General features: G+C 47.3%; 23 protein-coding genes, 1 pseudogene and 1 riboswitch. Of the genes and pseudogenes, 14 read left to right on the top strand and 10 right to left on the bottom strand.

Annotation, left to right across the window (positions count from 1 at the left end; genetic code table 11):
* Positions 1 to 36 precede the first annotated feature (36 nt).
* Positions 37 to 147, top strand: a riboswitch (TPP riboswitch).
* A gap of 96 nt (positions 148 to 243) precedes the next feature.
* The 12 genes from thiM (at position 244) to TCA2_RS19305 (ending at position 14,875) form a co-directional block, all read left to right on the top strand.
* Positions 244 to 1,086, top strand: a complete 843-nt coding sequence (thiM, locus tag TCA2_RS19360; RefSeq protein ID WP_047913263.1) for a hydroxyethylthiazole kinase — start codon at positions 244 to 246, stop codon at positions 1,084 to 1,086.
* A 3-nt stretch (positions 1,087 to 1,089) separates the two neighbouring features.
* Complete coding sequence (gene thiD / locus TCA2_RS19355) at positions 1,090 to 1,902, top strand: bifunctional hydroxymethylpyrimidine kinase/phosphomethylpyrimidine kinase (RefSeq protein WP_047913262.1); 813 nt, start codon at positions 1,090 to 1,092, stop codon at positions 1,900 to 1,902.
* The gene (thiE, locus tag TCA2_RS19350) at positions 1,899 to 2,552 is read left to right on the top strand and encodes a thiamine phosphate synthase (protein ID WP_047913261.1); all 654 of its coding nucleotides are present in this window, start codon (positions 1,899 to 1,901) and stop codon (positions 2,550 to 2,552) included. Before thiD ends, thiE begins: the two co-directional genes overlap by 4 nt.
* A 351-nt stretch (positions 2,553 to 2,903) precedes the next feature.
* Positions 2,904 to 3,719, top strand: coding sequence for a creatininase family protein (locus TCA2_RS19345; protein ID WP_047913260.1), 816 nt, complete (start codon positions 2,904 to 2,906; stop codon positions 3,717 to 3,719).
* 16 nt (positions 3,720 to 3,735) lie between these two features.
* Positions 3,736 to 4,542: an ABC transporter ATP-binding protein gene (locus TCA2_RS19340; protein WP_047913259.1), complete on the top strand. Its 807-nt coding sequence runs from the start codon at positions 3,736 to 3,738 to the stop codon at positions 4,540 to 4,542.
* 37 nt (positions 4,543 to 4,579) lie between these two features.
* Complete coding sequence (locus tag TCA2_RS19335; protein WP_370510369.1) at positions 4,580 to 5,902, top strand: FAD-binding oxidoreductase; 1,323 nt, start codon at positions 4,580 to 4,582, stop codon at positions 5,900 to 5,902.
* Positions 5,903 to 6,052: 150 nt separating this feature from the next.
* Positions 6,053 to 6,826 carry an ABC transporter permease gene (locus TCA2_RS19330; RefSeq protein WP_370510370.1) on the top strand — a complete coding sequence of 258 codons (774 nt, stop codon included), beginning with the start codon at positions 6,053 to 6,055 and terminating at the stop codon, positions 6,824 to 6,826.
* Positions 6,827 to 6,868: 42 nt separating this feature from the next.
* Complete coding sequence (locus tag TCA2_RS19325; RefSeq protein ID WP_047913257.1) at positions 6,869 to 7,906, top strand: ABC transporter substrate-binding protein; 1,038 nt, start codon at positions 6,869 to 6,871, stop codon at positions 7,904 to 7,906.
* A gap of 136 nt (positions 7,907 to 8,042) precedes the next feature.
* Entirely contained in the window at positions 8,043 to 9,425 is a 1,383-nt protein-coding gene (locus TCA2_RS19320; protein WP_047913256.1) for an amidohydrolase family protein, read from the top strand.
* Positions 9,416 to 10,699, top strand: coding sequence for an amidohydrolase family protein (locus tag TCA2_RS19315; RefSeq protein WP_047913255.1), 1,284 nt, complete (start codon positions 9,416 to 9,418; stop codon positions 10,697 to 10,699). Before TCA2_RS19320 ends, TCA2_RS19315 begins: the two co-directional genes overlap by 10 nt.
* A gap of 411 nt (positions 10,700 to 11,110) precedes the next feature.
* Positions 11,111 to 14,002, top strand: a complete 2,892-nt coding sequence (gene pulA, locus TCA2_RS19310) for a type I pullulanase (RefSeq protein WP_047913254.1) — start codon at positions 11,111 to 11,113, stop codon at positions 14,000 to 14,002.
* A 246-nt stretch (positions 14,003 to 14,248) separates the two neighbouring features.
* The gene (locus TCA2_RS19305; RefSeq protein ID WP_047913253.1) at positions 14,249 to 14,875 is read left to right on the top strand and encodes a 50S ribosomal protein L25; all 627 of its coding nucleotides are present in this window, start codon (positions 14,249 to 14,251) and stop codon (positions 14,873 to 14,875) included.
* Positions 14,876 to 14,977: 102 nt separating this feature from the next.
* Here the strand turns inward: TCA2_RS19305 and TCA2_RS19300 are convergent, their stop codons facing one another.
* The 3 genes and pseudogenes from TCA2_RS19300 to TCA2_RS19295 all read right to left on the bottom strand — a co-directional run bounded on the left by TCA2_RS19300 (position 14,978) and on the right by TCA2_RS19295 (position 17,188).
* Positions 14,978 to 15,886 carry an arginase family protein gene (locus TCA2_RS19300; RefSeq protein WP_047913252.1) on the bottom strand — a complete coding sequence of 303 codons (909 nt, stop codon included), beginning with the start codon at positions 15,884 to 15,886 and terminating at the stop codon, positions 14,978 to 14,980.
* A 151-nt stretch (positions 15,887 to 16,037) separates the two neighbouring features.
* Positions 16,038 to 16,196: pseudogene (locus TCA2_RS27690) on the bottom strand (NADPH dehydrogenase); the annotation flags it as partial.
* Positions 16,197 to 16,198: 2 nt separating this feature from the next.
* Positions 16,199 to 17,188: a nitronate monooxygenase family protein gene (locus TCA2_RS19295; RefSeq protein ID WP_047913251.1), complete on the bottom strand. Its 990-nt coding sequence runs from the start codon at positions 17,186 to 17,188 to the stop codon at positions 16,199 to 16,201.
* A gap of 113 nt (positions 17,189 to 17,301) precedes the next feature.
* Here TCA2_RS19295 and TCA2_RS19290 point away from each other — a divergent pair, with 113 nt between their 5' ends.
* The gene (locus tag TCA2_RS19290; protein WP_047913250.1) at positions 17,302 to 18,150 is read left to right on the top strand and encodes a helix-turn-helix domain-containing protein; all 849 of its coding nucleotides are present in this window, start codon (positions 17,302 to 17,304) and stop codon (positions 18,148 to 18,150) included.
* Positions 18,151 to 18,324: 174 nt separating this feature from the next.
* Here TCA2_RS19290 and TCA2_RS19285 read toward each other — a convergent pair whose 3' ends face one another.
* From TCA2_RS19285 to TCA2_RS26740, 3 genes are read right to left on the bottom strand one after another with little or no spacing between them, the layout of a single operon-like run.
* Positions 18,325 to 18,894, bottom strand: coding sequence for a manganese catalase family protein (locus TCA2_RS19285; protein ID WP_047913249.1), 570 nt, complete (start codon positions 18,892 to 18,894; stop codon positions 18,325 to 18,327).
* 23 nt (positions 18,895 to 18,917) lie between these two features.
* The gene (locus tag TCA2_RS19280; RefSeq protein WP_047913248.1) at positions 18,918 to 19,184 is read right to left on the bottom strand and encodes a spore coat protein CotJB; all 267 of its coding nucleotides are present in this window, start codon (positions 19,182 to 19,184) and stop codon (positions 18,918 to 18,920) included.
* 59 nt (positions 19,185 to 19,243) lie between these two features.
* Positions 19,244 to 19,462 carry a spore coat associated protein CotJA gene (locus TCA2_RS26740; RefSeq protein ID WP_081872672.1) on the bottom strand — a complete coding sequence of 73 codons (219 nt, stop codon included), beginning with the start codon at positions 19,460 to 19,462 and terminating at the stop codon, positions 19,244 to 19,246.
* Positions 19,463 to 19,774: 312 nt separating this feature from the next.
* Between TCA2_RS26740 and TCA2_RS19275 the strand changes: the two genes are divergently transcribed.
* Positions 19,775 to 20,137 carry an HIRAN domain-containing protein gene (locus TCA2_RS19275; RefSeq protein ID WP_081872670.1) on the top strand — a complete coding sequence of 121 codons (363 nt, stop codon included), beginning with the start codon at positions 19,775 to 19,777 and terminating at the stop codon, positions 20,135 to 20,137.
* 11 nt (positions 20,138 to 20,148) lie between these two features.
* Here TCA2_RS19275 and TCA2_RS19270 read toward each other — a convergent pair whose 3' ends face one another.
* The 4 genes from TCA2_RS19270 to TCA2_RS19255 all read right to left on the bottom strand — a co-directional run bounded on the left by TCA2_RS19270 (position 20,149) and on the right by TCA2_RS19255 (position 24,959).
* Entirely contained in the window at positions 20,149 to 21,267 is a 1,119-nt protein-coding gene (locus TCA2_RS19270; protein WP_047913247.1) for a glycosyltransferase family 4 protein, read from the bottom strand.
* 195 nt (positions 21,268 to 21,462) lie between these two features.
* Entirely contained in the window at positions 21,463 to 22,749 is a 1,287-nt protein-coding gene (locus TCA2_RS19265) for a glycoside hydrolase family 27 protein (protein ID WP_047913246.1), read from the bottom strand.
* A 132-nt stretch (positions 22,750 to 22,881) separates the two neighbouring features.
* Entirely contained in the window at positions 22,882 to 23,766 is an 885-nt protein-coding gene (locus tag TCA2_RS19260; RefSeq protein ID WP_047913245.1) for an AraC family transcriptional regulator, read from the bottom strand.
* Between the two features lie 128 nt (positions 23,767 to 23,894).
* Positions 23,895 to 24,959 carry an aliphatic sulfonate ABC transporter substrate-binding protein gene (locus TCA2_RS19255; RefSeq protein WP_047913244.1) on the bottom strand — a complete coding sequence of 355 codons (1,065 nt, stop codon included), beginning with the start codon at positions 24,957 to 24,959 and terminating at the stop codon, positions 23,895 to 23,897.
* Positions 24,960 to 24,977 lie beyond the last annotated feature (18 nt).

Here is a 24,977-nt window from a genome sequence, read left to right as displayed (position 1 = left end):
ACTATACAATGAAGAGGTAAGAGAAATTTTAAATAATTATATAGATACGGGAGCCTGCGGAAGCAAGCTGAGAGTACAACTAATCTGTTGTTGACCGGTTGAACCTGCCATGGATAATGCCAGCGTAGGGAGCGAACATGATGATGACGCATGCTTTCGCATGCGTTTTTTTAGTTTTGCGACACCCCTCTCAGTTCCAAGATCGGCTCCTGTGTACCTTCCAAAAAGAAAGGTCTGATCCCAATGTCTAATATTGAACTTGAACTATCATCTCTTATTACTCGTATCCACGAAGAACAACCTTTGATCCATAACATAACGAATACGGTCGTTACGAATTTCACGGCGAACGGCTTGCTAGCTCTAGGCGCTTCCCCTGTCATGGCCTATGCGGAGGAGGAAGTGGCTGATATGGTTCAGCATGCCCGTGCGCTGGTGCTCAATATCGGAACACTTACCACGGACCTAGTCCATACGATGATTACAGCAGGCAAGGCGGCAAATGTATACGGTGTACCTGTTCTCTTGGATCCGGTCGGAGCGGGAGCTACACCTTATCGGACAGATGCGGCACTTCGGCTTCTTCGGGAAGTAGAGATCGCGCTCATTAGAGGCAATGCAGGAGAAATCAGCCATTTAATTGGGGAAGGGATGACCGTAAAAGGTGTAGACGCGGGTCAATCTGAGGTCATAGATCGAGCACAAATGGCGGTGCGTGCAGCCCGAACACTCGGAACAACCGTCGTCGTATCTGGTCCGGAAGACGTCATTACGAATGGAGATACAGGATTTATTATTAAATCCGGCCATCCTTTACTTACACGTGTAACAGGGGCTGGCTGTCTCTTAACCTCTGTCATCGGTGCTTTTCTTGCCGTTCATGACTCGGTATTGGAAGCGGGGACCGCAGGTCTTGGGTTTTATGGAGCGGCGGCAAGCCTCGCGGGGCAGAAGACCGAGCAGAAGGGGGCCGGCAGCTTCCAGATTGCATTCTTGGATGAGCTGTCCAAGCTTGAGCCGTCTGTATTTGAGAAGTATGTTGAACTTACCGACATGAACGAGCTGTTTATTCAGGAGGAGGCATAGTCGATGAATATACCTAAGGCGCTTACCATTGCAGGCTCAGACAGCGGAGGCGGTGCTGGAATTCAAGCCGATATCAAAACCTTTCAGGAGCTGAATGTCTACGGTATGTCGGCACTCACCTCAATTACTGCCCAAAATACCCTTGGCGTACAAGGCGTGCATTCTTTGCCGGTTCCATTTGTAGCCCAGCAGATCGAGTCCGTCTTTGCGGATCTGAGACCAAATGCCGTGAAGACAGGGATGTTATTCAGCAGCGAAATTATTGCAGAGGTTGCAAGGCAGGCTGCGCGCTATCAGATAGATAAGCTGGTTATTGATCCAGTAATGATTGCAAAAGGCGGTGCGTCCTTGCTTCAGTCGGAAGCAGTGACGGCGCTAGTTCAGCAGCTTCTTCCGCTTGCACTTGTCGTTACACCGAACATTCCCGAGGCGGAGGTGATGACAGGGTGCACAATTCATTCGCTGGCAGACCGCAAGGAGGCGGCTAAACGAATACATGATTATGGTCCTGCCTACGTCATTGTAAAAGGAGGTCATGATGCAGGCAGCGATACGGTTACGGACCTGTTATACGATGGGACAGGCTTTACGGAGCTTGCAGGGCCAAGAGTAGACACGGTTCATTCCCATGGAACAGGCTGTACCTTCTCCGCGGCGCTTACCGCAGAATTGGCAAAAGGAAAGGACGTCCTGTCAGCGGCGAGGACGGCCAGAGATTTTGTCCAAGCTGCACTTACCGATGCACTGGGCATCGGAGGAGGACAGGGTCCGACGAATCACTGGGCTTATCGCAGGCAAAAAGGAGTGAGCGTATGAGCCGGATTTCGAGTGTCCGTATGAAGGAGCTGCTTCGGGTCTATTTTGTAATGGGTAGTAGAAATTGTGTTCAAGCACCGGAGGATACACTGGAGGCTGCACTCACCGGCGGGGTGACATTATTTCAGTTCAGAGAGAAAGGTCCCGGCTGCCTTGAAGGCGCTGAGCGGATCGAACTCGCCCGGAGTTTGCAGAAGCTGTGCAGAGAGCATAAAGTACCTTTTATTGTGAACGATGATGTTGACTTGGCACTGGAAGTGGATGCGGACGGTGTCCATGTCGGTCAGGAGGATGAGGAAGCGGGCTTGGTGAGACAAAGAATTGGAGATCGAATCCTCGGCATATCGGCTCATACTATTCAACAAGCGGCGAGGGCTTATGCGCAAGGGGCCGATTATATCGGAGTAGGCCCGATTTATCCAACAAAATCAAAGGATGATGCACAGGCCGTGCAAGGTCCAGAGATCATTAAGGTTATGCGGAACGCGAATGTTACACTTCCCATCGTTGGCATCGGAGGAATTACAGCCGACAATGCCAAGGATGTGTTTGCTTCAGGAGCAGATGGAATAGCCGTCATTTCTGCGATCAGCTATGCAGAGGATATTGCAGGCCGTGTGAGACAGCTCCAACATAACTTTAAAGGTTAATAATGTAAAAAAAGAGAAGGATATCTGACATGAAACAGTCATCCTTCTCTTTTTTTATTTACAAAGCATGAAAATGGAAGATATATTACATTCATACTTTACATAACAAATTCAAACCTCTTTTATTGCTAATCCCTCCTTAATAACGAACAATATTTAGTGTTTTCCTTTTGATTTTTCGTATATCTTCTCTTTAACCTAACATTGAAGTAACATCATCAAGTGCTCGAAGCACAAAATAAAGTTGTCATTTTATATAAAAAACCAAAACGACGTAAATTTTGTTTACATCATCTCCTCCTCCCATTACATTGTTTCTAACAACAATACATAACTGAGGGGTGGATATGAATGACCGCACGTTATCAAGGAATGGCTTACAACGAGTTGTTCCTCCCCAGACTGTCCGGGCCGGAGATCGGTGAACTTGCCAAGACGGGAGCTATGCTGATCCTGCCCATCGGTGCAATGGAACAGCACGGGCCGCATCTTCCTGTTTATACCGACACGCTGATTGGAGAAGGGATGTTAACGGAGGCATTCAGGCATCTGACTCCAGAGGATAATATATGGCTATTGCCGCATCTCCCTTATGGAAAAAGTAATGAGCATGCAGGGTGGAGCGGAACGGTGACTTTATCAGCGACAACTCTGCTTGCTGTGCTGATGGACATCGCGGACAGCCTTGCCAGATCCGGCTTTGACAGACTCGTATTATTTAATACACACGGTGGAAATGCAGATCTGCTTAACCTGGCTGCCAGAGATATTAGAGAGAAGACAGGGATGATGGTATTCAGGCTTGATGGAGGCGGACTCGATAATGACAAGGAGCTCCTCACACCTGAGGAGCGCATATACGGAATTCACGCAGGTGATTCGGAAACATCGATGATCATGCACCTCCATAACGATTGGGTGCATCGCGATTTGCTTCCAAATGAATACCCGCCTGTTACTCCAGAAATGAAGCTTCAATTCAGCAACAAACGGTTTGCATGGGTGATGAAGGATTTATCGGAATCCGGTGTTTGTGGAAATGCACAGCTGGCTGCTGCCGAGAAGGGCAGCACACTGCTGTCATCCGCAGGCAGGAATGCAGCGGAGCTGTTTAGACTGATGCTTGAGTTCCAGTTCGACAAGAAAGTAAAAATGGAATCCGTTTAAAGGGAGAGATGAAACGATGAGCAGCTTGATTACAGCACAGGGAAATAAGGCAAATCTTAACCCAGGAACGACACCGCTAGTGGAGATGGAAGGCATCAGCAAGATCTATCAGACCGGCACTATCGCGCTGCAGGACGTCAATCTCAGCATACCGGAAGGCGAGTTTGTCAGCTTTGTAGGTCCATCCGGCTGCGGTAAATCTACGATATTCCGTATGATCGCCGGACTTGGAGACCCGACAGCCGGCAGAATGCGGCTGATGGGTATGGAGCCTGCCGAAGCGAGAAAACAGAGTGACATTTCCTTCGTATTTCAGGATGCAACACTGCTTCCCTGGTGCAAAGTGATTGACAACGTAACGCTGCCGATGGAGCTGCGCAAGATCCCGAAGAAGGAAAGAGTGGAGAAGGCAATGCATGTGCTTGAGATGGTTGGGCTGCAGGATTATGCGAACGCCCTTCCGCGCCAGCTCTCAGGCGGGATGAAGATGCGGGTATCGATCGCGAGAGCACTGGCATCCGATCCGAAGCTGCTTCTCATGGATGAGCCTTTTGGAGCGCTCGATGAAATGACCAGACAGACGCTTCAGGATGAGCTGCTTGGCATATGGCAGAAGGATAAGAAAATGACGGTATTATTCGTTACACATAACGTTTTTGAAGCGGTATACCACTCGACCTCTATCGTTGTCATGACAGCAAGACCCGGTAAAATCGCGAGTACGATCCCGGTACCTGTACCGTTCCCGAGAGATGAAACGTTCCGCACCGCGCCGGAGTTCAGCAAGCTGGTCGGTCAAGTGTCAGAGGTGCTGCATCACTAGCATAAGTCAAAAAAATCCGTGTTCAAGGAGGATGAAGATGATGGCTGTTGAGATCGAGAAGGTGTGTATTGACGGGCTTGGAATAGATAAGGTGCTGCTTGATCTTGATTCGAGGGAGAAGCTCTCGAAAGATTACTACTGGTATTCTCCTGTCCTTGAAAAACGGCTGAAGGATAAGATTGCGGACAGCATTGTTCGACCCGAGTCGGATGCTGAGGTCGAGACATTGCTCAAGATTGCGTATCACCATAAAGTTCCTGTTACGGTTAGAGGGGCAGGCACTGGAAACTACGGTCAGGCGATCCCGCTCGAAGGCGGTATTGTACTCGATCTAAGCAAGCTGGATCAAATCCTTGAATGGGGAGAGAATTCAGTTCGCGTGCAATGTGGAGTCAGACTTGGAGCTCTGGAACGGGCAGCCCGGGAACGAGAGCTTGAACTGCGAATTTATCCGAGCACGTTCATGAAGGCGACCGTCGGAGGTTATGTATGCGGTGGTTCAGGAGGGATCGGCTCCATCACCTGGGGGGACCTGTGGGACGGCAATGTATCGGAGGTCGTCGTCTATACCCTGGAAGAGGAGCCGAGAAGACTGGTCGTGTCCGGCGAAGATCTTCCGGCCTATATTCATAACTATGGCACAACCGGAATTCTGACCGAGCTTGTTATTCCACTTGCACCCAAGACCGAATGGGAGCAGTCTATCGTATTCTTTGATGATTTTATGCAGGCTATGGAATTCTCCCATGACCTGTCTCATGATGATTCCATTCGCAAGAGACTGATCTCTCCCCACGAGTGGCCCATACCTTCCTATTTCAGACCATTAAAAAAGGTAGTCGTCCCCGAGAAAGCGGCGGTTCTGTTAGAGACAGAGGAGGGAAGCCAGCCTGCCCTTGCACGTCTTGCGGAGCTGCATGGCGGAACAGTCGGCCATTACATTCCGGCTGAGAAGTACAGATCAGGCATTGGCTTGTCTGACTTTGGCTGGAATCACACCACATTATGGGCGCTTAAATGCGAGAACAATATTACCTATTTGCAGGCCGGATTCTCCTTAGCGCATTTCAGAGAACAAGTAAGGCTAGTTAAAGAAACATTTGGAGATGAAGTATTGCTTCATTTTGAATGGATGAGAAGCCGTGGCGCAGTCACTCCGTCTTCACTACCCGTCGTGCGTTATACGACCGAGGAGCGCTTGAACGAAATCATTGATTTCTTTAACGCTAACGGAATTTATGTGGCCAACCCGCATACGTATTCACTGGACTCCGGCGGACGAGGGATATTGCCGCTTATGAAACAGAAGAAACAGGAGAATGATCCGTTAAGACTGCTTAACCCTGGCAAGATCGATTAGAATAGGCTCTCTTGATAGAAAGGACGTGCTTAGACAATGGCAATGAATCAGCCGAAGCTTGCATATGAAAAAAAGGGTCAGAAAGAGGACAGTAATGCGCCTTCTGCCTCAGCTGTCCAAACCCCGAAAGCAGCGAAGAGCAACAATTTCATGCAAAAATTTCTTCCTCCCGCCATCGCCTTCATCGTTGTTGTCGGTCTATGGGAGATCGTAACGAGATTGCTCGGATACGCTCCCTATTTGCTTCCTAAGCCATCGGACATCGTATTATCGGCCGTAGAGAATTGGAGCAACCTGATGACATCGGTCATGACGACGGTGTATGAATCGGTGTTTGGATTCTTGCTCAGTATCGTGATTGGGGTATCCGGCGCCATACTGCTTGCCAGTTCCAAAATCATCGAGAAAGCAGTCTATCCTTATGCAATCGTGCTGCAAACGATTCCGGTTGTCGCGATCGCCCCGATTATCGTCATCTGGTTTGGTGCCGGCGTAAATTCGATTGTCATCATTGCCTTCCTGATTGGCTTCTTCCCGATGATATCCAACACCTTAATTGGTCTTAATTCTACCGATGGCAACATGCAGAACCTGTTTAAGCTCTACAATGCTTCACGCTGGCAGATCATGTGGAGACTGCGTCTGCCTGCCGCAATGCCGTATATTATTGCAGGACTGAAAATATCCTGTACCCTGTCTGTCGTAGGAGCTATTGTCGGTGAATATATCGCAGGCATTGGCGGCGGCGAAGGCGGTCTTGGTTATGCCATTACAGTCGCTTCTTCGAGACTCCAGACCCCTTATTTGTTCGCCTGTGGACTGTGCGCCTCGATTCTTGGGATTACCTTCTATCTGCTCGTAAGTGCCTTCTCCAAATGGGCACTCAGCTCCTGGCATGAGTCTGAAATGAAATCCGAGAACTAAGATAAGATTCCTGAAATCAAAATATAAGGGGGATTCAAGAGAATGAACAATTCATGGAAGAAGAAAATGTCAGGTCTCACAGTAACGATGGCACTCGCCCTTATATTTTCAGCATGCAGCAGCTCAGGCTCTGGCAGCAGTACAACCGAAGGAAGCGCCAGCGCGAGTGAAGAAGGCGACAAGGAGCCGGTAAAAATCACCCAGGTGACGAATTGGTTTGCACAGCCTGAGCATGGAGGGCAGTATACCGCTCTAGCGCAAGGCTACTACGAGGAAGCCGGTATCGATATGACCATCGAGCCTGGTGGACCTCAGGTATCCTCTATGCAGATCGTTGCTTCCGGCAAAGCCCAGTTCGGTATGGGGCAAGCGGATGAAGTGCTCACCGCCAGAGACAACGGGATTCCGGTTGTAGCGATTGCAGCTATCTTCCAAAAGAGCCCGCAGGCGATGCTGTTCCATGCAGATGCGGATATTCAGGATTTTGAGGATTTAGACGGACGGAACGTATATATTGCACCAGGGTCTGGCTATTGGGATTTTATCAAGAAGAAATATGATCTGACAGAAGTGAAGGATCAGACCTATACAGGGCAATTCGTTAACTTCATTGAGGATAAGGATGCGGTCACACAGTCCTATGTCACATCAGAGCCCTATACACTCGAGCAGCAAGGGATTGAGACCCGTCATTTACTGACGTATGATGCAGGATTTCAGCCTTATTCCAATGTGCTGTTTACTACAGAAGAGTTCCTTGAGAAGAATCCTGAGGTTGTAAAATCGTTCCTTGCCGCCTCCATCAAAGGCTGGAATTATTACAAGGACCATTACGAAGAGATGAACGAGTTTCTGAAGGAAAGAAATCCCGATCTCACGCTGGAAGGGATGAAGTATGGAGCGGAGCAGGAATTTGAGCTGATTTTTACAGACGAGACGGAATCAAACGGGCTGCTCAGCATGACAGAAGAACGTTGGACGAAGCTTCAGGAGGATATGTACAGTCTTGGATTACTGAAATCCAAAGAGGATATAGGAAATGTCTTCACGACCGAATTTCTTCCCGGTCCCAGCGAATAATGGATTGACAGCTTATTAAGAGCTGCAGCCTCCTGGCTTATCGGACGCCGGCCTATTGGGCAGCTGACGCATAAGCTGCAGGGGGTTTTTTGATGAGAGTGAAATATAGGTCTGTCCTGAATAGGAGGAGCGAAGTATGACAGGAACATTGCGTTTAATCAATGCCTCACTGCACGATCTTAAGAGCCGGGGCAAGCTCTATGATATTCGGATTCGTGATGGGAAATATGAATCTGTTCAGGAGCAGACCTCAGGCGAGGAAAGGGTCCAAGCTGCGGACATTGCGTCATTTGCGCTTCCCATGGGGAGGGATATGAGCAATGAGCAGAAGGTGTTTGATCTGAAGGGACGAATGATGCTTCCTGGCCTGGTGGATATACATATGCATCTAGATAAAGCCTTCAGCCTGTCCCAGGTAGGTAATCAAACGGGGACACTGCTTGAAGCCATTCAAAATTACAGCCGTGCAGCTGCATCCTTCTCGAAGGAGACGATTCGTGCACGGATCGTGAGGACTGCTCTGCAGGCGGTCTCTTATGGATCGACCAGGCTGAGATCCCATCTCGATTTTAATGTGAGTGCAGGGGAAGATGTTGCAATTCGTACAGTGGAAGCTGCACTGGAAGCTAGATCGTTACTGAGCGGTGTGGTGGATCTGGAGCTGTATCCCATGGTTCCTTATCGCGATCTTGGAAGAAGAGGCATGGAGCTGATTGAGGAGTCGCTCAGAATGGGCCTTGACGGCATCGGCGGTGCGCCGCATTTATCCCATAACCCCGATACAGATATAGAAGGCATATTTGAGCTGGCGTTACGTCTTGGAGTGCCTATTGATCTGCACTGCGATGAGACGGACAATCCCGAGATGAAGACAGTACTTAAAGTAGCTCAGGAATCACTGAAATATGATTATCATGGAAAGGTCACTGCCGGACATTTATGCTCTCTGTCTTCCATGCCCCCAGCTGAGGCTGAAGAGCTGATCGCGATGATGTCACTCGCTGGAGTTCATGCGGTTACTCTTCCGGCGGCCAATCTGTATCTTCAAGGCAGAGCAGACCTGGGTCCTGTAAGACGCGGAGTGACCCGGGTCCGTGAGCTGATGGAGGGGGGAGTTGCTCTCGCCGCGGCATCGGACAATATCCACGATCCATTCCATCCCTTCGGGAGAGGAGATCTGCTGCAGATTGCGCAGCTTACAGGCTATGCCGCCCATTATGGCAGTCCTGAGGACATGGTGAAGCTTCTCGATATGGTAACGGTGAAGCCTGCTATCATAGCCGGCTTGGAGAATTACGGTATTCATAAAGGTGGAGCAGCCGACTTCGTTATTGTGGATGCGAGGAATCCGGAGGAAGTGTTCACACATCTGCCGGCCGGCCGCTGGGTCGCGAAATCAGGAGCATGGGTCAGTGTGACCAGGGCAGCAAGCCGTTTTGGGGAGGAACGAATTCAAAGGCTGTGGGAGGAGTCGGTGTTAGAAACCGAAGGAATGGGAGGGAGAGCCGTATGGAAATGACGATATTAAAAAATGTAATGACACAGGAAGGCCGTCATGTGGATGTATTCCTTGCGTCCGGGCGCATTCATTCCATTGAGCCATCTAACAGCAGCGACGCCTGGAAAAGTGATCAGGAAGTAGAACATATTATTGACGGGCAAGGGGGACTTTTGCTCCCTGCGTTTGTAGAATCTCATATTCATTTGGATACCGTGCTCACCGCAGGTGAACCGGACTGGAACCGAAGCGGCACCTTGCTGGAAGGGATTCAGCTGTGGGGTGAACGCAAGAAGCGGCTCACCCCGGAAGATGTGCGGCAGCGGGCGAACGAAGTCATACGTCTTCTGGTCGGACATGGAGTACTCTTTATTCGGACCCACGCAGATATTTCCGATCCCCGGATGACAGCGTTAAAGACACTTCTTGCATTGAAGGAGGAGTGGGCATCTGTTGTTCAGCTTCAGGTGATCGCTTTTCCTCAGGACGGCATCGTCGCATGTCCGGGGAATGCAGAGCGGATGGAGGAGGCGCTGCGGCTCGGTGCTGACGGTGTAGGGGCGATCCCGCATGGAGAACGGACCCGGGAGGATGGGGTAGAGTCACTTGAGATTTGCTTCGAGCTAGCGAAGAAGTATGATGCATTCGTTCACGTCTTCTGTGATGAAACAGACGACGAGCAGTCCCGCTTCCTGGAGTGCACAGCAGCGCTTGCCATTAAGCATGAGTTGTATAGCAAAGTAACTGCCAGTCATTGCAGTGCTACCGCTTATTATAATGAGCCGTATTTCCAGAAGCTGCTCGGACTTGTCAAAGCCTCGCGCATCCATATTATTGCCTGCCCGCTGATTAACAGCTCGATGCAGGGACGATTCGATGCATATCCAAGAGGCAGAGGGATCGCGCGAATCCGGGATATGTCGAGAGCCGGCATTCCGGTTGCCATTGCCCACGATGACATGCTGACACCCTTCTATCCCTACGGAGACGGCAATCTGCTGCAGGCGGTTCATATGGCGGCACATTTGGAGCATATGACCGGAAGAGATGATACTGGCTTGCTGCTAGATATGGTCACGAAGCATGGAGCCGGTGTTCTCGGTCTGGAGGACCATTACGGAATCGATCCTGGGTATCCGGCTAATCTGGTTGTTCTTCCCGCCCAGCAGGCCGCAGACGCCATTCGGCTTCGTCCGAAGCCGCTGTATGTTATTCGCCAAGGCAGAGTTATTGCTCATACCCCTCCTATGGAGACCGAATTCTCCTTCCCTCCCTCCTGTTTGCAGGTCTACTAGAACTTCGATATTATGGCAAGCGGCGTCCTGATGCATATTTGCTGGGACGTCTTTTTTTGTAGTGTGCATAAGCCTTTTTTTGTAGAGCAGGTATCATTAGCCGACAACCTTTGTAGGATGGTGTCATATACTATTGTGTAAGCGTTTTCTGATTTTACAATATCAGCTCTGCTCATTTCTTTCTCGTTTGGGCGGTTATAGTTTCTCTATGAAAGTGGCATAAATGATAGTAATGACGATAGAGTCATTACTCTGTAGTTTATATATTTGAGGATTTGGTTTATTAAATCCTCAACAACTTTGAATCGATCACCGTGTGCAGGGAGAAGCAGGCGAGTCTAAGAGTCATAACGCACAAACGGGTAAGACTGCAGGGTCCGTACATTATTACAATCACGGGCGGTGAGCTTGATGCAGGATTTGAATAACGTTTATTATGACAAACATGATCTCGGGTTGATTTATACACGTGAGAGCAGTGCTTTTAAGATTTGGGCTCCTACAGCGTGCAAGGTTGAAGTGGTTCTCTATGAAGATGCGGGTCAGTATGATGCTAACGGCTTGGTTATGAATCATGAGGACGGAACGGCCTATGTCATGAATCAGATGCAGGCAGGTACATGGGGGCTTACACTTCAGGGAGATTGGGAAGGGAAATTCTATATGTACAAGGTCAGTTTCTCAGACGGACAGGTACATTATGCAGTAGACCCTTATGCAAAAGCAGTTGCTGCTGGAGGCGCGCGCACAGCAATCATCGATATGAGTAAGACCGATCCGGACGATTGGGAGGATGATGTGCGTCCCCCGCTGATCAAGTCAACGGATTCCATCATTTATGAGCTTCATGTCCGAGATTTCTCGATGGACGAGGAATCACCTTTTCAGAAGAAAGGGCTTTACAGTGCTTTTTCGGAAGAGGGCTTAACCGATCGAGAGGGACATCGTATTGGAATAGACCATTTGAAGGAGCTTGGGGTAACCCATGTCCACCTGCTTCCGGTGTTTGACTTCAAGACGGTTAACGAATTAACAGTTCATGATGCAGAGGCAGCAGATAACAAATACAACTGGGGCTATGATCCGCAGAACTTCAATGTACCCGAGGGCTCCTATTCGAGTGATCCTTCCAATCCACATACAAGAATTCGAGAGTTCAAGGAAATGATTCGTGCCCTGCATCGCTGCGGCATTCGGGTCATTATGGACGTCGTATACAACCACACCTATGGCGTGGACGATGGACCTTTTGACGGCATTGTACCGGGGTATTATTACCGTAGAAATGGTCACGGATTTCTGTCCAATGGTTCAGGTGTAGGGAATGAGCTGGCAACAGAAAGACCGATGGTTCGAAAGTATATTAAGGATTCCGTTCGATATTGGACGGAGGAGTATCACATCGATGGCTTCCGTTTTGATCTCATGGGGCTAATCGATACACAGACGATGACCGAAATTACGGAGATGCTCAGACAGGAGCTGGATTCTTCCATCCTGGTATACGGCGAGCCTTGGACTGGAGGCGATTCACCGCTTCCGGACAAAACGCTTAAGGGTGCACAGCGAGGCAAAGGATTTGCGGTATTTAACGACCATTATCGTGCAGCGGTCAAGGGTGACAGCGATGGGTCTGGAAGCGGATTTGCGACAGGCTGGTGGGGAGTGGAAGGTGCAGTGCTGGCTGGAGTGCAGGGAGCGATACATGACTTTGCGTATTCACCGGCAGAGACGATCAATTATGTGACAGCCCACGATAACCTGAATCTCTGGGACAAAATTGTTACATCCCAAGGCATCAGAGATCTGCTAGCCTTTCCTGAATGGAGGGATGGCCGTCCAACGAGCGGAATCAGTGCTGCAGAGGCTGTCAAGCATGCGGATCCTTATCGTCATGTAGATCCAATGAACTTGTTAGACAACGATACGGTAAGACGTTCCCTGCTTGCGAATGGTGTAATTCTCACTTCACAAGGGATTCCTTTTATTCATGCAGGGGATGAACTGCTCCGCTCCAAATACGGAGACCATAACAGCTATCGGAGTGGAGATGCAGTGAATGCGCTCAGGTGGAGTAATAAGGCGAGGTTTCGTGCCGTATTTGATTATTACAAGGGGCTCATTGCGCTTCGGAAACAGCATGCTGCCTTTCGTTTGGAACATCGCGATCAGGTCGAGCAGTATTTGAAAGTGCTTGAGTGCGGTAACGGGGTTCTGGCCTATATGCTGGAAGGCTATCGTGCAGGCGATGCATGGAACCGGATCATTGTTATTTATAATGGGAAAGAGCAGGATGAGATTGTAGCGGTACCGCAGGATACTTCCTGGAACATCGTTGTCAGTGATCGTGCAGCCGGTGAGAAGGTGCAGGCGCAAGTGACTTCGCAGGTTGTCGTCCCTAGACTGTCCATGATGGTGCTCTATGATCGAATGAGCGGGATCGAAGTGCCTGTGCTGTCTTCCATTGAAATTATGACCAAGAGAAGAGCGGTGGCAGCAGGAGAACATTTTCAATTCGAAGCGGTTTATCGAGATCAGCACGGCAAGCGAATGGACGGAATGACAGCGGTCTGGCGCTCCTCGGATGATCGAGTAATCCGGGTAAGACAGACGGGCAAAGCGAGCAGTCTCATGAATGGACATTGCTTCATCACTGCAGCTCATGGAGAAATATCCGGGACGGTACAGATGTGGGTCGATGATCTATATCCTGCCCGCATTGAATTTGCTGTCGATAAATCCATCTATGCCACTCAGACGTATCGTCCTCATGTAACGGTCTGGAACCAATATGAAGAAGTGATGGCAGGTGCTCCTTATACGCTGGAGACAACGACACCCCGAGTGATTGCGCTGGATAATGGCAAAGTCAAAGCCATACGACCCGGCACAGCAGTGGTGGCTGCAACTGCAGGTGAGGTCAGGGCAGAGCATCATTTTCAAGTTCAGCCGTATTATGTGCGCACGGTGGAAATAGAATATTCCCGGCCAGATGGACATTACGAAGGCTGGAACGTCTGGGTATGGGGCACGGGTATCCACGACGGCAAAATCCCTTTACATGCTGAGGGTGGTCATTCTGTGAAGGCAAGGATCAGAGTGGCACCCGGCATTAAACGGATCGGGTATATCATTCGGTTGAATGAGTGGGAGAAGCGAGAAGGAGATCGTGATTACTTCATAGATATCCCGCCTTCTCCTGCGAACGAACGAATCAAGGTTCATGTACACAGCGGGACAAGAGAAGTGGTCGTTGCCGTCGGTGGTCAGAAGATACGCTTGCATGGACTTAGCAGTGCATGATGAGGGGACTGGAAATGCTGGATTTAATAAGTCGTTATTGTGGGAAAAATAGTGGCGTTTATGTAATGACACGTGAAGTTCAGGCTGTCGAGAGAGACTCGGCAGCTATTTTTATTTCTTTTTATGAGCAAATCGAGATTCAATCCCGTTCATAGGGGGTAGTTATACATATGGCCCTGATTCTATTTTGTTATTTGTTATTGGGGGCAAATTCGAACCATGGACTTGTAAGGAGGATGTTTAGATATGAAATCCAACGGAGAAACGGTCCAACTAATTGCCGAGCAAAGGACACAGAAAAAAGGTTCAGGTTTACGAAATCTAAGACAGAGCGGGCGCGTTCCGGCTGTTGTATACGGACAGCAATTTGACAGCATTCCGATTCATGTGGATGCGAAGGAATTCTCCCGCGTATCCCATACGGGACGCTCCGAGCTGTTCGAGCTGAAATTGGACGGCAAAACAGTGCCGGTGTTGATCAAGGATATGCAGAAACAAAACGATCGACTGCTTCATGTTGACTTTATAAAAATTGCCAAAAACAAACCGATTCAGGTCTCGATCTCAATCGATTTCCAAGGTACAGCGGTGGGCTCCAAGGCAGGCGGCGTATTCCAGACGCTGTTGACAGAACTCGAAGTCGAAGGATTGCCAAATGATCTTCCAGCTGTCATTGAAGTGGATATCTCTAAGCTGGAGGTAGGGGACAAGCTGGCTGCATCCGAAATTCAGTTGCCGAAGGGTGTGTCACTCGTTACGCCTGAAGATACTCTCGTTGCTTCTGTAGGGGTATTGCGTGCAGCGGATACGGATACAGGCGAGGCAGCGGAATCTAGCGCTGACGAAGAGGTAGCGGCATCCGAAGAGGAATAAATTATAAGTTGAATAAAATATAGAGTAAGCTAGAGGACTCTGCGCATTTGAATGCGCAGGGTCTTTTTTGGAATCTAATTTCAAATCAGAAACTACTTTTTGTTACAGTGTGTTGAATGGCGGGCGTTTTTGATTATTGATATCACCAATCAGTGGTAGACGTGCTAGCATATTTTGAAGAAAATAAGCATCCCAAGGAAAATGCTCAGTAATTCCTAGCCCGACTACATCATAAGAACGAGCAACATCCTGTAGAATTCGAATGATTGTTTCCATACTTGACCCAGATGCGAGCCGTTTCGAATAATCTTCGTAGGTTCCGGGATAAGCAGCCAATTGAGATCGAAACTCCTTCAGATCCAATACATCAAGGTCAAAGTGAATAATGATTTTGGATGGTTTTCGCTCAGCTAGCCAATGAAGAACCTTAGAGCTGTCGTGCACTATTTCTTCAGGTGTAACACGATCTAATTTCATCTGACGCATGGGTTCGGAATCAAGGGCCTCCAACATGTCATTTAGACCGACAAAGAGTATCTGTTCAGGATTGAATAGAAGAGGGACTTCTGATACAAATTCCTTATCTCCCACACCGAGCAGATTAGCAAGAACATGTGCGTGATGATGAGCTAAATCTTCGGGAAGTGAGACATCCGGATGTAGATCGACCCATAATAAAGCCGTATCCCCATCATATTTTTCATTCAAATAGGCAAACGGAGCGAGTTCTACGCTGCAATCTCCTCCTAAAACAACGATGCGCTCAGGTGTATGTTTTTGGATGAGATTCTTTGCTGAACGGGCTTGTTGTAGTACAGCTGTTCGTGCAACAATACCATCTTCTTTTTCAATGGAAGTATTCAGATTCACCGGAACTTCTTCATATGGCCCACTCGACACGGGAGCAAGCCAATTTAAGAGCTTAGCACCTAATACATAGGGAGGATTATTTCCACCTTGCCATTGAGGAAAAAGCAAACGTAATGTTTGTTTTTTATTTACTTCAATCATGTTTCTCAGCTCCTCTATTGCGAGTTTAATGAATTTTTGTTTTTACTTAATTGGAAACCAAGCAGCTCCATAGTTTGTTTGATATTGAGCCGGAGCATCGATTGTGGTTTATACTCCCTGACTTTTCATCTTCGTGGCATAATAAACATGGGACTTGTCCAACTGCTCTGCTACCGTAATGTATCAAATGCCAATCGGACACAACGCCGTCTCTTGTGAAGCTTGAGTTGGTTCCCATCGGAGTCATTACTATTCGATTTTTTAATGTTACACCTTTTATGGTGTAGGGTGAAAAAAGTTTGACTGCCATGATTAATGGTCACTTTCTTGTTCTTTATTGATGAAGTCAGCCATTAATTCATGAATGATTTCTTTGCAGCTTTTCACTTCCTTGATAAGGTCGATGGCTGTATTTACTGAATTGATACCTTTATCAAGGTCTCCAAGGAGCATCCCGGGAAGAAGGCCACCTATTTCACTGATTTTCTGTTCATTAATAGTGGAATCTTCAGCACTTTTAAAGTTTTCCCCCAGCTCACGTGCAAATCGATGCGGGGTGGAACGTTGCATATTCGACACTAAAAGTAAATCTGATCCCTTAGAATTAATAATGTCTTGCTTAGCACTGTCCGCTGCAGGACATTCTCCGGAAACGATGAATCGTGTTCCTACATAAACCCCTTCAGCCCCTAGAGCAAAAGACGCTCTTACGCCGCGAATATCATTGATACCGCCAGTGGCCATGACTGGAATAGTAACAGCGTCTGCAATGGTTGGAACGATGGAGAACGTACCGATTTTGTTTTGAGGAATCCATCCGCCTTCATCATAGCCGGTAGCTATGATAATATCAGCTCCATAGTCCTCTGCTAATTTTGCCCCTTCAACAGTGGGCGTCAATTCCCGTAATAGGAGAATTCCTTCCCTTTGCTTAATTTCCTCAATCATTTCTTTGTTCACTTCACCGACAGAAACAAAATATTTAACACCTTCCTCAAGAGCAACTTCGAAAGTGGCTCTAGCGTATTTTTCCCAACCTACCTTAGGCATATATAGGTTTACCCCAAAAGGTTTATCCGTTAATGATTTTGTTTTTCGGATCTCCTTGCGAAGTCGTTCACGAACTTCGGTTGTACCACCAGTAGGAGCTGTGTTGTAACCTGCATGAGGACCCAAGATCCCTAAACCTCCTGCATTGGATACTGCCGCAACCATTTTAGCATCTGTAATCCAAGACATGGCTGCTTGTACGATAGGATATTTGATTCCAAGTATGTTTGTAACTCTATTGTAGTTATTCATGAAAATAATCACCCTTCTTAGCTTTTTTTAAGCATAATTTACATTGAAAAGAATAAACCCTATAGTAACAATAGGGTCAAGACCTGGATTATTTTATATGAGAGGAAATAATTATGAAACAATTGTATTCTGTAGGTGAAACTGCTCAATTGAATAATATATCCGTTCAAACATTGCGTTATTATGATAAGATAGGCATTTTTAAGCCGCATCATATCGATCCAGATAATGGGTATCGTTACTATCACATTCGGCAATTTTTTTATTTGGACATTATAAAGTACCTTAAACAGATTCAAACTCCACTGGATGATATAAAAAGTATCGTCTCAACTTCTTGTACACCTGAAGTAATGCAAGCCTTCCTTGATGAACAGGAGAAGGTTATTGATCACGAAATTGAGAAGCTTCAGCGATCGAGACGATTACTATTAAGAAGAAAGGAACAGCTGAAAGAGCAGCTAGAGATCTGCGAAAGAAATGAAGAAGGGATAATATATAATCGATATACTGAAGAAAAAAACATTATAAAAGTAGTGAATAGCTGTGAAATGGATCTCTTTGAGCAATCGGATTTTAATTTTAGGAGATTGGCCGATGTTTTAGAAGAAAGAGGAGACATCATCAATAACTACTTTGGATTCATTTATGATCTATGCCCCTATAGAGAATCTGAACATATCAGATGCAGCAATGTCTTTACGACGATCTGTGAAGGAGAAAAACTTGTATTATCAGAACCAGACATTATTCTAGATACCATTCCGAGTGGAGAGTATGTATGTATCTCATTTGATTGGTCTAAAGAAAATTTTTATGACAATTATTATTTACTATTCGAACACATCAAAAATAAAGATATTCAAACAGATGGAAAAGTATATCAAGTCTCACTTCCAATCAACTATAACTCCTCCAGAGAAGAACAGTTTCTTACAGAATTACGTGTATTAACGATCTAAATAAGCAGGAATTGCTTAGCAGCCAGATAAGCATACAAGTTCACTACTTCTTGAGTTCGAAACTAAACAACCTAAGTCCATATGAAACACGGACTCAGGTTGTTTTAATTTTGCTTATAATTGATTGTCTTTTTGATGAGTGTTCATTTACTGGAATTTCTCCATATCTTAATGTTAAAAAAACTTGCGATGACTCCGATCATCTTTAATGATCTCGACCGCTTCACGGAAGCGCTGGGAATGTACGACCTCCCGCTCTCTGAGGTACTTGAGACCGTCCTGCAGGTCCACATCATCGGTCATGTCAATGAGCCACTGATAGGTCGCCCGCGCCTTCTCCTCAGCAGCAATATCCTCATACAGATCAGCAATCGGATCACCTTTGGCCTGAATATAGGTAGCCGTCCATGGCACACCAGATGCATTCTGGTAGAACAAGGCATGATCGTGATTGACAAAGTGATCTCCAAGTCCCGCCGCCTTCATCTGTTCTGGTGTCGCATCCTTCGTTAGTTTGTACACCATGGTGGCAATCATTTCCAGGTGAGCAAATTCTTCAGTTCCGATATCCGTGAGCAGTCCGATGACTTTGTCGGGAATGGTGTACCGCTGATTCAAATAACGCAGCGCTGCAGCCAGCTCTCCGTCAGCACCTCCGTATTGCTCAAGCAGAAATTTGGCCATCATGGGATCGCATTTGCTTACGCGAACGGGATATTGCAGTTTTTTATCGTATACCCACATGGTATGAATTTGCCTCCTTTACGTTAGACTTGCCATGGCCAAGGGGATTTGGCCCATTGCCAGGAAGACTGCTGTGCTCCGCTTTGACCGTATTGAAGCAGGGGACCGTACAGAGCCTCAAACTGATCGGCCAGTTCTCTTCTCGTTTTGGCATACAGATTGAACTGCTCAAGTGCAGCAGGGTCATCGGGGTGCGTATCCAAATACAAAGTCAACTCGACAAGCACAAAATCCAGCGCCTGCAGCTCGTGCAGCAATTTGTAATAGTTCTCGTCAACCGTATGGTTCAAATCTACTCGCCCCTTTCTTATCAGGTTGTTACTCGGGTCCAGTGCAAGAGTTGCTCTAGTTACTTGCTCTTTGGCGGATCATACGGGCTATATAGTGCTTTCCACAAGGTACCGTATTTCAATGCGTCAAATGCACTGAACTGAGGTAGGTTAGGCGGCTGAAATCCTAGATATAGATTGGGCGGTGTGCTGTAGTATTTCACACGAATCGGAGGGCACGGATCAAACGGACCAACAAAGGGCTCATACGATTTAAACTGTGTGTGGGAAGAATTCATGAAGCTTGATCAACACCTTTCTCTAAAGTAGAGAGCAATGGAATCTGTAAGATGTATATGCCAGTCAGTTTTGTCCACATACGTATAATAAAAAGGATTGAACTATTTGCGTATTTGCGAAAGTTTAACATGGTAATACGATAAAATATGAAATACAAACTCCGTATCTTTTATATAAGATCAGGTCTTAAGGTCCGTATTTTCGATTTATATTTTTATAAAATAGTTCAAAAGTTTTGTTTTTCTGTAAAAAACCTAAAACGGTTACCGATAAACTTATCATTGACTACTACGAGCAAAGGAGGTATTTACGTGCATAAAAAAGTTTATGCCGCAATAACAGATATGAAGAACCATCGGTACTCCTCTAAATTACGAGTAGGAGAGCCTGTTTTTCTAATTAAAGATCCAGATAACTTGTCCGACTCTGAAGCGATTCGCGTTGTTCTGCCTCCTCATGGACAAATCGGTTACATAGCAAATAGTCCGGAAATCGTACCCAGAGGCTGCTGCAGCGCAGGAAGAATATACGATACCTTCAAGCAGCAAACACTGGGTATAGTACAATTTATTTTTCAAGATATGGCGATTATCGAGCTTAGAGAAGTGACCTCTATGCCAGGGGCGGAAGAGAAGGAAGTCTTCATTATGTATCGAACATCCGAAAGGATCTAGAGATTGAAGCCTTATCCTTCGTTGCCCGTTAAGTGCTGGTAGGTGGCTTCCAGCCGCGAAGCCGTTGCTTGCCAGGTATAATGGAGCAGTGCTTTCTCTCTCCCGTTTGCTCCCATGGACTGAGCCAGCTCAGGGTGCTTAGCAAGCCTAGCAAGCCGATTAGCAAAGCCAAGCGGATTCTTATAATGTGTAACTAAAAATCCGTCATGACCATCTTCGATGATTTCACGGATCCCTCCATTTTTGGAAGCAATGACGGGGATGCCCGAAGCTAGCGCCTCTACATTAACCAGTCCAAATGCCTCATGCTTCTGAGAAGGGCATACGATGCAGTCCGCAAGCGAATACAGCTGGTGGATTTGTTCATGCTGAATTTCACCTAGAAAAAGGAGCTCAATTCGGAGTGTTTTGGCAAGCTGTTTAAGCCGGGCGGGATAAGCTGCGTTCTTGCTCTTGCCGGCAATGATGAGCCGGGTCTTGATGGAAGGCTGTATTCGATGGAGGGCCCGCAGGATAACCGGAATTCCTTTTTGAGGGATGACTCTGCCAACAAACAGTACGTTAAATCGATCACGGGATATACCGTAGCGCTCCATATGAATTTGTTTTTCTTCCATAGTTAGAGGTCTGAAGCGAAGAACATCGACGCCCAAAGGTATTGTTATGATGCGATCGGAAGGCAGGGAGAATCGGCTTATAATCCGTCTTTTTAAGGAGCGGCTGTTTGCGATAATAAGATCAGCTCTTTGAAGCATGGAAGAGATTGAAGTAGATTTAGGAACAAAGGTGAGGGAATGCAGAAAGAGAGCTACGAGCTTATCCGGATAAGCCTGTTTAATCTTTGCCATGCAGCGGGGACGGTTATCTACTTGAATGAGATCCACATGATCCAGCGTTTGGATGCACTTAATTACTTCTACTGCATAATCCTTTCTGCTGAGAGCAGGTACTCTTTTGATAACGAGATGATCATTAATAGATGTCTCAGGAGGAAGCTGCGGTGTTAATTTGCTGATAATCGTAATTTGATGGTGTACAGAGAGCTCCCTGGCGATGGCGAGCATGCAGATTTCTACAGAACCGCTACCCGGCAGGGGGAATTGCTCAGGGCTAACCATCACGATATGCATGTATATTGCTCCTTTCCGTTTGTCATCCATTAGACCACTCATTTGAGAAGTGTGTATCATCTTCAGTTATATATATGCTGCTGAACAATGAGGAGTTAGCAAATCGGGCAGACATTAGAGTGAGCGCTAATAATGGCATAAGAAAACCGTACCCCAGGAGCTAACAGAGAGTACGGTTTATTTGAGTTATCTCATTTAAAAGGAGATTCGGTATAATACCGCACCATGGGCGGGAACTTCTGCTTTTATAACTCCATTCCCAGTCCGTGTCCGGCTTCCATTCCACAGATCCACAAGCTCTACATCCTGACGCTGAAGACCCAGCTCGTCAAGGTTAACGACGATTTCATTTGCGGTTTCCCCGATGTTAAACAATGCAGCATATAGGGTGCTGTCACCTTCCTGAGCGGACCATACGATGCTCTGCTCTGTACGGCTAATCTGTCTGGCATCATGACTGTGCTGATGCATATGCAGTACTTCTTGATTCGTAATGAGGGATAATGTCCAGTCATCGTTGTCGCGCAGTTCCCCGCCGAACATAAGCGGTGAGCGGAAGATAGACCATAAGGTCATCATTGTAATCTGCTCGTCTTTGGTAAATCGGGTCCATCGATCACTTCCTCCGCCATCCACTGAACGAATTCCAATGTGTCCAAGCGGCAGCATATCACAATCCGGCCAGTTGCCGGGAGCAGGGCGTCCTTCCCAGGCCTTACAGCGGTCGAACATATCCAGCAGCAGGCTCCAATGATCCCAGAAATCATCTGTCATTCGCCACATGTTGGCGTACTGTTCCAGATAATTGGCATGCTCCACTTTGGCAGGACCTGGGGAGAGACTGAGTACCATTTCACGCCCACAATGTTCAATGGCATCATGAATTAGCTGGATCTCCGGCAGGTGAGGGTCGTACAGTCGGGAAGCCGCAATATCATCGACTTTAACGAAATCAACGCCCCATTCGGCATACAATTCAAACAGTGAGCGATAGTAGGCAGCTGCTCCTTCCTGTGAAGCATCGACACCGTACATATCCGTATTCCAGGGACAGATGGAGTTCGGATGGGCGATATCTCTTGCATTCTGCTCGGAGCCCTTGATCTTCGTTGCCGCGTGAGCAGCTTGTCTGGGAATTCCCCGCATGATATGAATTCCGAATTTGAGTCCAAGGCTGTGCACATAGTCTGCGAGCGGTTTGAAGCCAGCCCCGCCCTGTGCAGAAGGGAAGCGATTGACGGCCGGCATCAGACGTGAATATTCATCCATTTCAAGCGGGACAAATTTCCGGTAGATGGATGAATTGGCATGCGGCTCATACCACTGTATATCGACAACAACGTATTCCCAGCCATAAGGCTTTAAGTGCTTGGCCATATATTCCGCATTGCCTCTGATCTCGGCTTCTGTGACTGCTGCTCCGTAACAATCCCAGCTGTTCCAGCCCATAGGCGGTGTCTTGGCATAATCTCGATGTGACATATTGATCTTCTCCTTTGCCTCTTTCATGTATTGAAATCTAAATAATAAAAAATAGCTCTTATTCAATATTGTAGAAGGCAGGGAGTACAGAAATCTATAATAATAAAACGTGTTTAATAGTAAAATATTGCTCTAATCAAAGAAGAGGCGGTCATAATTTAACCGGTGGTCTCGTTCACGGAACGATCCTGGGGTTTGTCCTGTTTTGTGATGAAAGACTCGAATGAAATAGCTGCTGCTCGAAAAACCGACTGCTTCAGCGACCTGTGCAACACTCAAATCAGGTCTTCTGAGCAGTTCCACGGCCCTTTCGAGTCTGACTTTGTTTAGATATTCATTTGGAGTCATACCCACCGTACGAGAGAAGAGTCTGAGCAAGTGATATTTGGAGATGTGGAGCTCACTTGCAAGCTGATCCAGGCTGATCATCTGGTCGTAATTGATCTCGAGATAATCTACAGTAAGCCGGATGCTGTCCGGCCAGCCGTCACGATGCTTGTGCTCATGACTCGCATACCTGCTGAGCTCTAGTATAAATTGATAGACCATTGAGGATGCATGGTAAGGATCTGTAATTCGTCCAGCTCTTGCTTCGGTATATATTTCACGCAGCAGCTTTACCGGACGGCTTACTGGAGGAAGAGAGGGGACGCTGCCGAGCTTTTGCTTTATTTCTTCCCAGAAAGGTGCAATCAGGGCAGGACGGATGAGCAAGAAATAAAATTCCCACGGTTCACTCCCTTCACTCCAATAATACTCGTGAGCACTTGGAATTTCCGCCAGAAAAGCACTGCCAGAAGTCATTTCGAAGGCTTGTTCATTTGATCTGAATACGCCTTGGCCTTCGGTGGTGTATTGGATTAGAAATAACGGGCCGTCCGTACGCTCCAGCCCATTCCAGTAGTAATCGGCATGGTTGATCTTGTCGTAGCCAACCGCATAGAGGTAGCAAAAAGGATGCTGTAGAGCTTCTGTGAAGCGGAACCCATAGATGCCATAAGGTTTATCTGTTTTCATCAGGTGCCTCCATTGTCATGGAAATACCCCTGCTGTCTTTAATATGCAGGGGTGAACATACATGATCCTATTTTAAGGGAATGGAAGAAGAAAACAAATGGGACTGAAGCGAATTGCTCTTTAACTCTTTAATTTGTATCTGTTTCTAGCTTTCCTTCCTCTTCAAGCTCCTTAAGTGCCTGTTCAATATATTTGTTCTCAAGGACTAAGGAGGTGTCGAGCTGTTTGTCGATCGCATTAATGGAATAGAGGAAGTCTGCCTGCTCCTGATGTGCGGCTGCAAATTCAGGTGTAATTGGGGACAGGAGAGAGGTGTTGTTATTCATAATTTTCACGAGCATGTCCGCATCTACGTTTTTTGTTTGTCCAAAATGGGCTGCAACCTCCTCGACATGACTCTCATAATACTGCCTTAGCTGTTCGTAGGTCTTGAGGAAAGTCACGGTCAGCTCCGGATGAGTCTCGATAAAGCCGGTGCGTGCGATGAGAAAACCGGGTGCCAATAGGTTTAATTGTTCACCGTCAACAAGAACCTGCGCGCCTGTCTGCGTGGTAGCTGTAGTCACATAAGGCTCCCAGACAGACCATGCGTCCACTGCTTTGGAGTCGAGGGCAGGCCTCGCTTCATCCGGCTGAAGCTGGATCAGCTCGATGTCATCTCCAGTGAGTCCCACGGTATTAATGACCTGGAACAGAAAATTGTAGGCACTGCTGCCTTTGGCTACGGCAATTTTCTTTCCTTTCAAATCCTCGATGCGCTGGATATCACTGCCCTCAGGTACGAGAATGGCATTTCCTTTCTTACCGTCACCGGTGACAGCAATCGCTTTGAAGTCGATCCCTCCGGTCTGACCTGCAATGACGGGTGTACCGCCCGTACTGCCAAAATCCAGTCTGCCGGATGCGAGTGCTTCAAAATGGGGTGGACCGCTCGCGAACTCATGCCATTTCACCTCGGCACCCACCTGTTCAAATGCTTTTTCAAAAGCCTTCGTGTCTCTTGCATAGGAGAAAATGCCGGTGGCTCCTTGAACTCCAATATTGATGACAACCTTATCTCCGGGGCTGACGGCTCCTGCCACATCGGCAGTGCTGCCGCCTTGATTGGCACAACCACTTAACATGAGCAGGACCATGAGCGCTGCCAGTAAAATGGTGATATTGTGTCGTTTTTTCTTTATTTGATCAGACATCGTTATCAAGCTCCTCTC

Origin of the sequence: Paenibacillus sp. TCA20, assembly GCF_000732325.1 — a bacterium.
GTDB lineage: Bacteria > Bacillota > Bacilli > Paenibacillales > Paenibacillaceae > Paenibacillus > Paenibacillus urinalis.
The sequence above is the reverse complement of the archived record's forward strand: the minus strand, read 5'-3'. Positions and strand labels throughout refer to the sequence as shown.

Coding starts and splice junctions, on each gene's coding strand:
- thiM (WP_047913263.1), top strand. CDS start 244: ATGTCTAATATTGAACTTGAACTATCATCTCTTATTACTCGTATCCAC.
- thiD (WP_047913262.1), top strand. CDS start 1,090: ATGAATATACCTAAGGCGCTTACCATTGCAGGCTCAGACAGCGGAGGC.
- thiE (WP_047913261.1), top strand. CDS start 1,899: ATGAGCCGGATTTCGAGTGTCCGTATGAAGGAGCTGCTTCGGGTCTAT.
- TCA2_RS19345 (WP_047913260.1), top strand. CDS start 2,904: ATGACCGCACGTTATCAAGGAATGGCTTACAACGAGTTGTTCCTCCCC.
- TCA2_RS19340 (WP_047913259.1), top strand. CDS start 3,736: ATGAGCAGCTTGATTACAGCACAGGGAAATAAGGCAAATCTTAACCCA.
- TCA2_RS19335 (WP_370510369.1), top strand. CDS start 4,580: ATGATGGCTGTTGAGATCGAGAAGGTGTGTATTGACGGGCTTGGAATA.
- TCA2_RS19330 (WP_370510370.1), top strand. CDS start 6,053: ATGCAAAAATTTCTTCCTCCCGCCATCGCCTTCATCGTTGTTGTCGGT.
- TCA2_RS19325 (WP_047913257.1), top strand. CDS start 6,869: ATGAACAATTCATGGAAGAAGAAAATGTCAGGTCTCACAGTAACGATG.
- TCA2_RS19320 (WP_047913256.1), top strand. CDS start 8,043: ATGACAGGAACATTGCGTTTAATCAATGCCTCACTGCACGATCTTAAG.
- TCA2_RS19315 (WP_047913255.1), top strand. CDS start 9,416: ATGGAAATGACGATATTAAAAAATGTAATGACACAGGAAGGCCGTCAT.
- pulA (WP_047913254.1), top strand. CDS start 11,111: ATGCAGGATTTGAATAACGTTTATTATGACAAACATGATCTCGGGTTG.
- TCA2_RS19305 (WP_047913253.1), top strand. CDS start 14,249: ATGAAATCCAACGGAGAAACGGTCCAACTAATTGCCGAGCAAAGGACA.
- TCA2_RS19300 (WP_047913252.1), bottom strand. CDS start 15,886: ATGATTGAAGTAAATAAAAAACAAACATTACGTTTGCTTTTTCCTCAA.
- TCA2_RS19295 (WP_047913251.1), bottom strand. CDS start 17,188: ATGAATAACTACAATAGAGTTACAAACATACTTGGAATCAAATATCCT.
- TCA2_RS19290 (WP_047913250.1), top strand. CDS start 17,302: ATGAAACAATTGTATTCTGTAGGTGAAACTGCTCAATTGAATAATATA.
- TCA2_RS19285 (WP_047913249.1), bottom strand. CDS start 18,894: ATGTGGGTATACGATAAAAAACTGCAATATCCCGTTCGCGTAAGCAAA.
- TCA2_RS26740 (WP_081872672.1), bottom strand. CDS start 19,462: ATGAATTCTTCCCACACACAGTTTAAATCGTATGAGCCCTTTGTTGGT.
- TCA2_RS19270 (WP_047913247.1), bottom strand. CDS start 21,267: ATGCATATCGTGATGGTTAGCCCTGAGCAATTCCCCCTGCCGGGTAGC.
- TCA2_RS19265 (WP_047913246.1), bottom strand. CDS start 22,749: ATGTCACATCGAGATTATGCCAAGACACCGCCTATGGGCTGGAACAGC.
- TCA2_RS19260 (WP_047913245.1), bottom strand. CDS start 23,766: ATGAAAACAGATAAACCTTATGGCATCTATGGGTTCCGCTTCACAGAA.
- TCA2_RS19255 (WP_047913244.1), bottom strand. CDS start 24,959: ATGTCTGATCAAATAAAGAAAAAACGACACAATATCACCATTTTACTG.